Raw genomic sequence first — 12089 nt, 5'->3', positions numbered from 1 at the left:
CGCCGGCGGAGCCGTCCCGGCCGGCGTGGGCTGGGCCGGCGCAGTTCCGGCTGGAGCACGTCCGACGCCCGGGCCGGTGTCGTCGGTCGGCGCTAGACTGCCTCCATGGCCGTCTACGTCGATCCGCCGCTTTGGCCCGCCCACGGGACCCGCTTTTCCCACCTCGTGTCGGACACGTCGCTTGAAGAGCTGCACGCCTTCGCCGCGGCCGCCGGCATTCCCGGGCGGGCGTTCGACGGCGACCACTATGACGTCGCCGAAGYCCGGTACGAGGCCCTGGTGGCGGCCGGCGCCGTTCCCGTCGAGGGCCGGGTCCTGGTCCGGAAGCTGATTGCCAGCGGGTTGCGGATTCCTGCCCGCCGGCGCGGAAAGTCCCTCCGGGTCCCGCTCCTGAACCGCTGGAACGAGGTACTGCCGGGCCACGACGCCCTGTTCCTGGACCTGTTGGACCGCTGGGGCGAGGAGCACCGGAAATACCACGGCCGCACCCACCTGCTGGCCGTACTGGAGGCCCTGGACCTGCTCTGCGACCCGGCCGGTCCGCCACGGGCCGTGGTGCTGGCCGCGTGGTTCCACGACGCCGTGTACCGCGGCGTCGCGGGCCAGGATGAGGAAGAATCGGCGCGGCTGGCCGAAGACCGGCTCGGGCACGCCGGTCTCCCGGCCGCCGAAGTGGATGAGGTGGCGCGTCTGGTGCTGCTGACGGCGGACCACCGTCCGGAGCCGGGCGACGACGCCGGCGCGCTGCTTAGCGACGCCGATCTCTCCGTCCTCGGCGGGGAACCGGAGGCCTACGCCCGCTATCTGGCCGCCGTCAGGGAAGACTTCGCCCACATCGGCGACGCCGACTTCGCGGCCGGCCGCGCCGCCGTCGTCCGCCAACTGCTGCAGCTTGATCCGCTGTTTCACACTGACCGAGGGCGCGGGCTGTGGCTGGAGGCTGCCCGCCGGAACCTGCAGGGCGAACTCGGGTGAACGGCGTACCCGCCGCGCGGCAGCAGCCGCCGCCCCTAGGGCCGCGTGGCTGAACTCAGTGGTGAGGCTTAGGCGGCCACGCTGAGGTGATTCGCCAGCCGGTCGAACGACTCCCGCCACCCTTCGCCGTGGCGGTCGCGGCTGGCCGCGGAGTCGAACGGGCCCTGGGTGAACGTCATTTGGGTTCCGCCGTCGATCTCGTCCAGCTGGATGGTTACCTCGGTTTCGAAGCCTCGGGTGCCGTCCGGCTTGTCCCAGGCATGGGTGAACACAAATAGCTGCGGCGGCTCGATATCCGTATGCACCCCGCTCCACCAGAATTCCTGCCCGGTACTGTCCTGGATCATGCAGGCGCGGTAGAGGCCCCCGACTTCGAAGTCCGCGTCGATGCTCTCGCGCGGGACGTGGAAGCCCCGCGGGCCCCACCACTCMGGAGCCTGGTCCGGGTCCGTCAGCGCGGACCAGACTACCCGGATCGGTGCTCTGAACTCGCGGACAATCACCAGCATGAGGTCTGTGTCCCCGGACGCCAGTTCGCTCATGATCCTCTCCCTCGATTTCCGTGGATCCGGTGGCGGAAGTGTCCCCCGGGTTCCGCCGGCTGCGCCGCCGCCCTAGTAGCGGCGGTCGTGGCTGTAAGCCGTCACATAGGGCGTGTTGCTCGGGACGATCTGCTTGCCCAGGGGCATCAGCGAGACCGGGATGAGCTTGAGGTTGGCGATCGCCAGCGGAATGCCAATAATCGTGATGGCCATGGCGAAGGCCGTGACAACGTGCCCGATCGCGATCCAGATGCCCGCCACCAGCAGCCAGATGACATTGCCCAGCAGGGCAAACGCGCCGTGTCCGCCGGGCTTGTCCACCACCATTCGGCCGAACGGCCACAACGCATAGGACGCGATGCGGAACGAGGCGATGCCCCACGGAATGGTGACGACCAGCAGACAGCAAACGATTCCGGCAAAGAAGTATCCGAGGGCCAGCCACAGGCCGCCAAAGAGCAGCCAGATGATGTTCAGAAGTGTCTTCATGGATCCATTCTCGCCCGTGGGAGTGACATTCGGCCTGAGGGGTGGCCCGGAATAATCCCTGGCTTTCGGAGCCGACCCCGGGTACCGCTTCCGGCCGACCGGTTATGAGGCGTCGGCCTGCTTGACCATGGCGGCTTCAACACTGATCTTGACCTTGTCGCTGACCAGCAGTCCACCGGCCTCCAGGGCGGYGTTCCAGGTCAGGCCAAATTCCTTGCGGCTGATATCCGCCTCTGCGCTGAAGCCGGCCCGGGTGGCGCCGAACGGGTCCACGGCGACCCCGGTGAATTCAACTTCGAGCTCGACGGGCTTGGTGACATCGCGGATCGTGAGGTCTCCGGTCAGCACATAGTCCTCCCCGTCACCCCGGATCCCGGTGGCCCGGAAGGTCATTTCGGGGTACTTCTCCACGTCGAAGAAGTCGGCGCCGCGGACGTGGTTGTCGCGGTTGGCGTCCCCCGAATCGAAGCTCGCCGTCTTGACCGTGGCGTGCAGGCTCGCGTCGGCCAGGGAATCGCGCACCCGGGCCTCCGCGGAGGCCTCATTGAAGCGGCCGCGGACCTTGCTGATGCCCGCGTGGCGGACACTGAAACCGACTTCGCTGTGGGACATGTCCAGTGTCCACACTCCGGGGGTCAAACCTTCGGGCAGCGTCACAATGGTCTCCTTCGAGCGGGGGCGGGCTGTCCCGCCAGAGCGATCGGGGTATTCCCCCACCCTGCATGCTAACGAGGAACCCCATCCCGGGCTAGGGTCCCGCAGGCACTTGACGCCGGGCGTGCGGATTCCGGACTCCCGGCGCCTGTGACGGCGCCTGATCGGACGACCGGGCCGGCACCTGATTCCCCGGCCTGGGGCCGACGCGTTCTCTGGCCTTCACTCCACGGCCGGGTTACTCTGGCCTATAAACGCCGGGCAATCACCCTATGTCGCAGAACTATTCGCACAGCGCTKACCAACACAGTCCTGATTAACCGAGTGATGTGAGGAATCGTGGCCAGGTCCCTGGGGAAACGTGGCAAGGCCGGTCTGGGCGCTTGCCTGCTGATCCTGAGCCTGCTGCTTTCCGCCTGCCAGCCCGGGCCGCCKGAACCCGCACCGCGCCCAAGCACCGGCACGCCGTCGTCGGGTTCGGCACCGGCGCCGGGCACGCCGACGTCGGGTCCCGCGCCGTCGTCCGGCGAAGCCGTGCACTTCACCGCCCAAGGCGATATCGGCGTCAGTTCAGGCGCCAAGAAAGTGCTCGACGTCGTTGCCGGMCTCCGCCCCCAGTTGAATCTCGCCCTCGGCGACTTCACGTACAAAGCCGGGATCGAACAGCAGTTCTGCGACATGGTCACCGCACGTCTCGGCGGGGATTTTCCCTATCAACTGGTGACCGGGAACCACGAGAGCGACGGCCACGAGGGCGACATCGAGAAATTTGTCCAGTGCCTGCCCAACAGGCTGCCCGGTCTCCAGGGCGAATACGGCACGCAATGGCGCGTCGATGTTCCCGAGCAGAATCCCGTGGTCCGCTTCATTATGGTCTCCCCCGGCATCGATTTCCGGGGCGGGGAGCCGCTGGACTATTCGAGGGACAGCGAACGCTGGCGCTGGACCGCCGACGCGATCGACGGGGCCAAATCGCATAACATCCCGTGGACGGTGGTGGGAATRCACACCCCCTGCCTGAGCGTCGGCAACTATGACTGCCAGGCAGGGAAGGACTTCACGAACATGCTGATCGATAAGAAGGTGGACCTCGTCCTGTCCGGTCACGACCACATCTATCAGCGGACCCATCAGCTGGCCAGCGGCGGGGACTGCGCGGAACTCGTTCCCGCCACCTTCACCTCCGGTTGCCTGGCCGATACCGGCAACTCCATGAACCAGGGCTCTGGGACCGTGTTCGCTACGATCGGAGTCKGCGGTGTCGGACTTTACAACGTGAAATCGGATGACCCGGAAATGGGCTATTTCGCCAGCACGTCCGGAAAGAACCGKGAGCCGGCCTTCGGGACGCTCGATGTCACGGCGACGGCGGACCAACTGGCGGCCCGGTTCGTTCCGGCAGAGGGATACACCTTCACTGATTCCTTCACGCTCCGCCGCAGGTGAAGGCCCGGCGCCGGGCGCGCTTCGGGTTACGGACGCTGCACGTCCCCTGCACGATCCGGTAGAGCCGTGAGAATCAGGCCGGCACCCAGACGCTGATCCAGTCGAGGGACACGTGGCCCTGGGCCTCCGGGGCAGGGCAGCCGGTCAGACAGGACTCGGTCTGCAGGATCAGGTGCATGGGTGTCGTCGGCGCTTTGGTGCTGACGCCCAGGGACCGTCCGTCCAGGAAGAACTCGACCCGCCCGGGGCTCCACTCCATGGTCGCCACATGCCAGGATGTGACGGATTGGTCCGAGTCCAGCTTCTCGAAGGCGTCCGCGCCGTTGCGGTCGTAATGTACAGCGCMGTAAATGATTTTGGCGAGGTCCCCTTCCGGGAAGTCGACCTCGCCGTCCCGAGGCCAGACGCCACTGTCCGGCCACAGAAGCCAGGCGGTCTTGAAGCCCGGCAGCGCGTCAGCCCGGTAGCGGACCGAATACCGGYCGTAGAGGAGGCTGTTGGCGCGCGGCGGATTGGAGCTGGCGTTTGGGATCTTGGGCATCGGCGCCGMCCCCATCGTGATCCCGTTTTCTGTGTGCAGGTACCAGTCCAGCGAGCCGTTGCGGACGCTGAGGACTTTCGACGGGTAGTAGCCGGTTTTTCCAGGATTCTTCTGCCCGGCAGTGTCCGGGGTCCCGTCTTTGTAGCCGGCGCTCCATCGTGCGCTGTAGAGGGGGCCGGGGAAGCCGCCCAGCGGGACGTCGCCAGCGGAGAAGTCCTCGACAAACACTTGCTTCCAGCCTGGCAGGTTGGCCGTCATGGACACATCCGTGGTCCGGGCCGGGAGCGGTGCCTGGCTGGCTCCCGACCGGGGAGCGGGCTGGCTGGCCGCCGCCGGAGCCGGCTCAGTCGCGGCGCCGCCTTCGGCAGACCCGGTCGGGACCCCTGGCGGGGAGCCGGTGGACGGTGACCCGGTGGGTTGGGCGGCTGACGGAGCGGGCGACGGCGAAACAGACGTGAACAGCGGCCGCTCACCGCGGGKAGCGGCATCGGAGCCGCACCCGGCCAGCGCCAGGGCGGAGACAAGAACCATGGCAGGAAACAGCACGACCCGGGAAGTGAGGGGGTGACGGCGATTCATCGGCACGCGCCCCCTACGCACGTATGTCCGCATCCGGCCAGTGTCGCATGGAGGCATCGGTCCATCAACCGTTTCCCGACCATTTTAGTTGAATCATCAAGTTAATCCAAGGTTAATGCAAGGTGCCGTGACCAGACTTTAACCCTGGGGTAATTCACTAAGTTGTCGGCAACTGTAAAGCGTAAGCGTTGGGTCTAATTTTCGGTGAGAGCAGCCGGGAAGCGCTGCAGTTGAGGCGAGCAGAAACACGTCATTGAGTGGTGAGGCCAGTGTCCATTCCGAATCTCAAGCCGAACGCGCGCCCCCAAACGACGCCCCCTCCGGCAAATCCCTCCGTCAGTGTGGTCATTCCCACTCTGAATGAGGCAATGAACCTGCCGTGGGTGCTCCGGCGAATGCCCTCCTACGTGGATGAGGTGGTAATCGTTGACGGCCGTTCCCTGGACGCCACAGTCGACGTCGCGCGGGCCTTGCGCCTGGACGTCGTGGTGGTGGCCGAACCCCGCCCGGGCAAAGGCAACGCGGTGCGGGCCGGCTTTGCCGCGGCTTCCGGCGACATTATCGTCATGCTTGACGGCGACGGCAGCATGGACCCCCAGGAGATCGGCTGGCTGGTGACTCCGCTCCAGCACGAATACGACTTCGTGAAAGGCTCACGCTATGTGACGGGCGGCGGCTCGGACGATCTCACGTGGCTGCGCAGCGGGGGAAACAAGATGCTCACCGGGCTCGCCAATGCMGTTCTCCACAGCGACTACTCGGACCTTTGCTACGGTTACATCGCCCTCCRCCGCGAATGCGTTGACATTCTGGAGCTGGAGTCGGACGGCTTCGAGATCGAGACGGAACTGATTGTGCGGGCGTCACGGGCCGGTCTGCGCATTGCCGAGGTCCCCAGCCACGAGTTGTCGCGCATCTCGGGACAGTCGAACCTGCACACCTTCCGGGACGGCTGGCGGGTTCTGCGCACCCTTGCCCGCGAGCGCGTGAGCTGGGAGGCTCCAACCGCCGGAGCCCGCCCCGAGGCCCTGCGAAGAGTCAAGTACAAGTACCCCAGCGTGGTGTTCCCACACGTCCCCACCGATCCCAGCAGCGTTCTGGGCATAAGGACAGGTKAATAAGATGTCCGAGCATTCAGCCTTGCCGGCAGTATCTGTGGTGATTTGCTCCTATTCGGAGGACCGGTGGGACATGCTGATGGGCGCCCTGGACTCGGTGCGCACCCAGACCGTACCGCCCAAGCAGACGATCGTCGTCGTCGATTACAACGTGGACCTGTACAAGCGACTGATCTTCACCGTCCCGGACGCGGTAATTGTCGAAAATAGCGGCCCCAAGGGCCTCTCCGGCGCCCGAAACACCGGAACCTCCGTTGCCAAGGCAGAGATCGTGGCTTTCCTCGACGACGACGCCGAGGCAGCGCCGGATTGGATCGAGCGGCTCGTCGCCCTCTACGACGACCCCGACGTCCTGGCCGTGGGCGGCCGGGTGGAACCGCTCTGGGAAGCAGGGCGGCCGGGCCACTTCGCCAACGAGCTCGACTGGATTGTCGGGTGCACGTACCGGGGAATGCCTAAAGTCGCCGCCGAGGTCCGCAACGTCATTGGCGCGAACATGTCCTTCCGGGCCGATGTCCTGGGCCGCGTCGGAGGATTCAACACAGCCTTGGGACGCCAGGACGCCACCCCGCTGGGCTGCGAAGAGACCGAGCTATGCATCCGCGCCGTAATCGGCGCCCCCGGCTCCCGGGTGGTCTATGAACCCGCGGCCCTGGTGCACCACCATGTCCCTGCCACGCGCKGCACCCTGCGCTACATGCTGGCACGCTCCTGGTCCGAAGGGATCTCCAAAGCGCAGGTCAGCAGGGTGGTCGGCCACAAGCGGGCACTAGGCCCCGAACGGCGCTACGTGCGGCAGGTCCTGCCCCGGGCGGTGTTTGCCGGAATCCGCGGCTGGCTGCGCGGCGAAGACCCCGCGGGACTGGGCAGGGCGGCCGTCATCATCGCCGTCCTCGCGGCCACCGCTACCGGCTATGTACGCGGCCGCCGCTTGCCTGCCGCGCCCGTCCCGCTGAAACCGGCCCCGGTGTCGGCGGAAGATGCCTGGAGGGAAGTCCAGTGACACGAGCAGATGACGCATCCGTCCCCGTACACCGCCCGGTGCATCATCTGCACCCTGAACCACCTGACCGCAGGACCCCGACCCCAGAAAGCTTGGATCATGAGCCAGTCTGAACGCGACGTGAAACAGCCGATTAGTGCGTCTGCAGGAGCCTCCTTCGACGTCCACGGGATCGTAGGCATAGATGTGGAGGCCGGGACGCCGGGTGAACCGCAACTGCGGGATATGTTCGCCCCGTTCCTGGGGGACTCCAGTGCGCCACGGCGGATAACCGTCGGCGGACAGATATCGCCGATTTCCAGCCAGTCGCACGCGGAGGATGCCTACCGTTTCACCGGAGACTCCCTCTACATCCCGGCAGACCACGTCCAGATCATCGAGACGAAAGACGGTTACCGGGTCGAAGGCGCCGGTGAACTCCTGACCTCTGTTATCCCGCTGCTGGACCGTCTGTGCGTTCAGGAGGAGACGGCGATGATCCATGCCGCGGTGGTGGACTTCCGCGGTTCCGGGGTTCTCCTGCCGGCCTGGGGCGGGGTCGGAAAGACCAGCACGGTGGCGAAGCTGGTCGCCATGCCCGATGTGCGGTTCATGGCTGACGACTGGGCCTTCATGGGCGCCGGCGGAATGCTCATGGGCTACGCCAAACCKATGTTCATCAAACCCCACCACCGTGCGATCTACCCGGACATGTTCCGGGGGACCCGCAAGCCCCTGGCCCCCGGATGGATGACAAAACCCGTGGCCCACCTGGCCACGGCAGTCCACCCGGTCATTGTCCGCTATCCAAAAACGGCCGCCTTCACGCGGCGGTGGTCCCCCGAACACCGCATGGTGCAGCCGGAGCACGTCTTCGGGGCGCAGCGGATCTCCTCCGCGGCGCCGACCCAGCTGGCCATCTTCCTTGAACGCTTTGACGGCGCGGACGCACGGCTGGAAGCACGAAGCGCCGAGTGGATGACGTCCCGGATCGTCGGCAACTTCCATTCGGAACTGCCCATGGTGTCGCGGCGGCTCGTCGAGGCCCTCGGTGCCACCAGCCTCGTCCCGCTGGAGGATCATTTCGGCCAAAAAGCGGCCGTGGTGCGACGGGCCCTGGAGGACGTTCCCTGCTGGCTGCTCCGGCTGCCCGCCGCCTGGTCCGCGGACCAGGCCTCTGACTACATCGCGAACCTGGTCCGCTCAAAACTGGATGAGTGAGGCGAGCCCACGTGAGCGATCTGAAGGTGTCGGTCGTGGTTCCGGCGCGCAATGCAGCAGCCTGGCTGCGCGAATGCCTCGAGTCAATCCGCAGCCAACATCCGCACGAGATGATCGTCGTCGACGGCTGTTCGACGGATGACACCGCTACAATCGCCCGCGAGTGCGGGGCAACCGTCATCTCCGACGAAGGCCACGGCCTGCCGGCCGCCCGCATGCTCGGAGCCCGAACCTCCACTGGTGAGGTCGTCGCCCTGATCGACGCCGACGTCGTCCTTCCGCCGGACAGCCTGCGCCGACTGCTGGACGAATTCGAGTCCGGCGGCTACGACGGCCTGCAGTTCGGTCTGGCCAGCGAAGCCGACGGCCCTGGGTATTGGGGGGCGGCGCTGGCCTGGCACCACAACCACAGCCGGGTGCGCAGCTGGTTCGGCGTGAGCGCCACACTGATGCGCCGCGACGTGCTKCTTTCGGTCKGGTTCGACGACGAATTCCGCTCCGGGGAGGATGTGGAGCTCAGGATCCGCCTGGAGCAGGCAGGGTACCGGCTTGGCGTTTCCGAATCCGTCGTGGTCAGGCACCGGTTCGACGACACGTTTGACTACGCCCGCGACCAGTGGCTCCAGGACGGGGCCGGGATGGCCCGAACCGTCCGAAAGCATCCGGGCCGCGCCGGCTGGATGGCGATGCTGCCCCTGCTGGCCACAGTGCGGGGCGTGGGCCTGTCCCTCTTCAAGGCTCCCCGCTTCCTGCCGTACTGGATGGGGTTTTTCCTCTACAACTACCGCGCCATGTTCGGTGAGATCCTGCGCCCGGCGCATAAGCCCATCTCGGTTGGAGGGAACGCGGCCTGGCTTGCCGCCGCGCGGATCGCGCCGATGGTCACGGGTTTTTTGTTTTGGGCGCTGGCGGCCCTCGTCCTGMCCCCGGAGCAAATAGGCCTCGGATCCGCGGTGGTGTCTGCCGCCCTCCTGACCGTGCAGCTGGGGATGCTGGGCGTCGGCCCCGCCACGCTGACACTGCTTCCGACGGAAACTGACGGCGGGCGGCGCCTCGTCGCCACAAGCCTGCTCACCGTTGCTACGTCTTCCCTGTTTGGCGCGGGCCTGCTGGTCGTGATCACGCGGTGGCTCGGCACGGGCGTGGGCGAGGCCTGGAACGATCCCGTGGTCACGGTCCTGTTCCTGGCCACGGCGCTTCTGGCCGCCAGCGCGTATCAGCTGGATCATGTGGGCGTGGCCCAGCAACGCGCCGACCGCACCCTGGTCCGAAGCCTTGTGCAGAGCCTCGTGCAGCTTGCCTTCCTGGCCGCCGGGTTCGCCGTCGGGATCCGGGACCTGTCCGTCGTTGTCGGCGCCGTTGCGGCCGGTGCGCTGGCCAGCGTCCTCGTGGGGTTTCGCCAGCTTGCCCGGGCCAAGGTATCCCCGGACTGGAGGCATGGTCTCCGGCCCGGCCCGGCCCTGAAACTCCTGAAACCGGGGCTTCCCAACCACGCCCTCATGCTCGCCGACCGGGCGCCCGGCTACGTGCTTCCGCTCATCGTTGCATCCACCCTGGGCCCCTCCTCCACTGCCGCCTGGTACATAGTGTGGATGATGGCCTCCGCGGTGTTCTTCGTCCCGCAGTCAGCCGGCTTCACCCTGCAGACGGCCCTCGCGGGAACGCGGGCGCGGCCAGGCCTCGTCGCCTCAGCGCTCCGGGCCAGCCTGGTCCTGACTCTCGTGGCCGGCCTGATCCTGGTGATTGCCGGGCCCCTGCTCCTGAGCTTCCTCGGGCCGCAGTATGCGTCCGCGTGGGTCCTTCTTCCCGTACTCGTTCCGGCACTTCTCCTGAGCTGCGTTACGCAGGTCTACTACGGGCTGTGCCGGGCCCAAGGGCGACTCTTCGAAGCCACAGTGGTCGCCACTCTGGCCGCCGTCCTGGTCGTGGCTCCCGCCGCGGCCGTGGCCGTCAACTACGGCCTCACCGGCGTCTCCGTGCTCTGGGCCGTCGCCCAGGCGACAGCGTCAGTGATCGCTGCTCGGCGTCTGGTCACCCTGACCCGAGTGAAGCCCGCCGCCACCGCAGGCGAGATTCCTTCAGCGGCGCGCCACCAGCCGACCTGAATCGAGAAATCATGACACACGAAATGGCAGCAAGCCCCCCTGTGCGCACCCCCCACCGGCATGATGCGCGGCTTCGGGACGGCGGTGCCAAACCGCCCACCCACCGCAACCTCGGCCTGACTCCTACGTGGCATGTCGGCGCCCTGGCTGCAGTGGCCGCGKCCGCCCTCGTCCTCGGTGTCTGGAGCATGACGCAGGTCGACCCTCTGAGGATCGGCGGGGCCGGACTCATCGACGTCCTCCCCCCAGCCTATTTTGTCGCACTCGCACTCAGCCTGGTCGGATTCGTCGCCTCGCTGAGCCTCCGCCGGCTCGTTCCGGCGCTCTTGACCTGGCAACTTCTGGTCACGGCGGTTGTCCTGAATGGCGCCGATCCCGTCATCCACGGCTTGCCCCGGCTTGAGGCGAGCTTCCGCCATTTGGGCATTGCCGACAACATCGCCCAAACGGGTCAGCTGGATCCCAGCCTGGACGCGTACTTCAACTGGCCCGGATTCTTCAACCTTCTGGGAATGCTCTCCGGAGCGTCGGGAGCGAAGGATCTCATGGGTATCGCAACGTGGGCGCCGGTGGGGATCAACATCCTCATGCTGGCACCGTTGCTGGCCCTGGCCCGGCGGTTGACGGCAAATCCGCGCCAGGCCTGGGCGGCCGTCTGGATCTTCTACCTGGCCAGCTGGATTGGACAAGACTATCTGTCGCCGCAGGCCTATTCGTTCTTCCTCCTGCTCACCCTGATTGCCTGCCTGCTGAGCGTCTTTGGCGGGTGGGCGTGGCCCACGGAACGCACCCGGTTCTCGCGATGGCTTTCCCGGAATGTCAGCAAGCTGGACGGCGCGGTCCCCCGGCAGGGCGTCATTGAACCGCCCCGGACGGACGCGGCAGTGCTCGTTGTGGTCTGCGGGCTGATCCTGCTCGCCATGACGGCTTCACATCAGCTCACCCCCTTTGCCGTGATCCCCATTCTGGCCGCAATGCTCCTGACCGGCCGTCTCCGGTTGCGCTTCCTGCCGGTTCTTGCCGTGGTACTGCCGGTCGGCTGGCTGCTCTTTGCGGCGTCAGCCTTCCTGCAGGGGCACTTCGGCCAACTGTTCGGCTCGCTCGGTGACATCGGCGCGAACAGCTTCGGTGCGCTGAGTACCAGAGTCTCAGGCAGTGATGCCCACGTGTTCGTCGTGTACACGCGCATGGCCGAGGTTGCTCTGGTCTGGATTCTCGCCGCTGTCGGCGCCTTTGTGGGCTACCGGCGGAAGGCGCCGTGGCTGACGGCAGCGGCCGGGGCCCTTGCGCCGCTGGTGTTGATTCCACTMCAGCCGTATGGCGGCGAATTGCTCCTGCGCCTGTATCTGTTCAGCCTGCCGTTTGCTGTGTGCCTGGTGGTGCTGCCGCTGATGTCGGACAAGTCCGCCGGGCTCGGCCTGCGGCGAGCCATCGGAC

Annotated in this window: 11 protein-coding genes; 7 read left to right on the top strand and 4 right to left on the bottom strand. The window is 66.7% G+C overall.

The window, feature by feature from the left end:
• Positions 1–105 precede the first annotated feature (105 nt).
• Positions 106–975, top strand: coding sequence for a DUF4031 domain-containing protein (locus AC1DBQ_RS04580; protein ID WP_476927372.1), 870 nt, complete (start codon positions 106–108; stop codon positions 973–975).
• A gap of 68 nt (positions 976–1043) precedes the next feature.
• Here the strand turns inward: AC1DBQ_RS04580 and AC1DBQ_RS04575 are convergent, their stop codons facing one another.
• The 3 genes from AC1DBQ_RS04575 to AC1DBQ_RS04565 form a co-directional block, all read right to left on the bottom strand.
• Positions 1044–1517, bottom strand: a complete 474-nt coding sequence (locus tag AC1DBQ_RS04575; protein ID WP_091252778.1) for an SRPBCC family protein — start codon at positions 1515–1517, stop codon at positions 1044–1046.
• 72 nt (positions 1518–1589) lie between these two features.
• Positions 1590–2006: a YccF domain-containing protein gene (locus AC1DBQ_RS04570; RefSeq protein WP_091252775.1), complete on the bottom strand. Its 417-nt coding sequence runs from the start codon at positions 2004–2006 to the stop codon at positions 1590–1592.
• A gap of 102 nt (positions 2007–2108) precedes the next feature.
• Entirely contained in the window at positions 2109–2663 is a 555-nt protein-coding gene (locus tag AC1DBQ_RS04565; RefSeq protein ID WP_476927371.1) for a YceI family protein, read from the bottom strand.
• A 336-nt stretch (positions 2664–2999) separates the two neighbouring features.
• On the opposite strand from AC1DBQ_RS04565, the gene AC1DBQ_RS04560 reads away from it, so the two are divergent.
• Positions 3000–4106 (top strand): metallophosphoesterase, encoded by a 1107-nt coding sequence (locus AC1DBQ_RS04560; RefSeq protein ID WP_476927370.1) that lies wholly within the window; start codon positions 3000–3002, stop codon positions 4104–4106.
• Positions 4107–4179: 73 nt separating this feature from the next.
• Here AC1DBQ_RS04560 and AC1DBQ_RS04555 read toward each other — a convergent pair whose 3' ends face one another.
• The gene (locus tag AC1DBQ_RS04555; RefSeq protein WP_476927369.1) at positions 4180–4905 is read right to left on the bottom strand and encodes a glycoside hydrolase family 16 protein; all 726 of its coding nucleotides are present in this window, start codon (positions 4903–4905) and stop codon (positions 4180–4182) included.
• 581 nt (positions 4906–5486) lie between these two features.
• Here AC1DBQ_RS04555 and AC1DBQ_RS04550 point away from each other — a divergent pair.
• From AC1DBQ_RS04550 to AC1DBQ_RS04530, 5 genes are all read left to right on the top strand, one after another.
• A complete protein-coding gene (locus AC1DBQ_RS04550) occupies positions 5487–6347 on the top strand; it encodes a glycosyltransferase family 2 protein (RefSeq protein WP_476927403.1) in 861 nt (286 codons plus the stop codon).
• A gap of 1 nt (position 6348) precedes the next feature.
• On the top strand, positions 6349–7347 hold the full coding sequence (locus tag AC1DBQ_RS04545) for a glycosyltransferase family 2 protein (protein ID WP_476927368.1): 999 nt from the start codon (positions 6349–6351) through the stop codon (positions 7345–7347).
• Positions 7348–7446: 99 nt separating this feature from the next.
• Positions 7447–8547, top strand: a complete 1101-nt coding sequence (locus AC1DBQ_RS04540) for a hypothetical protein (protein WP_344365912.1) — start codon at positions 7447–7449, stop codon at positions 8545–8547.
• A gap of 11 nt (positions 8548–8558) precedes the next feature.
• The gene (locus AC1DBQ_RS04535; RefSeq protein WP_476927367.1) at positions 8559–10652 is read left to right on the top strand and encodes a glycosyltransferase; all 2094 of its coding nucleotides are present in this window, start codon (positions 8559–8561) and stop codon (positions 10650–10652) included.
• 23 nt (positions 10653–10675) lie between these two features.
• Positions 10676–12089 (top strand): hypothetical protein (locus AC1DBQ_RS04530; protein WP_476927366.1); only part of this gene is annotated, 1414 nt, incomplete at its 3' end.

It is taken from the genome of Arthrobacter sp. 10T413_2, assembly GCF_056394205.1.
This window is presented reverse-complemented; position numbering and strand designations above follow the sequence as displayed.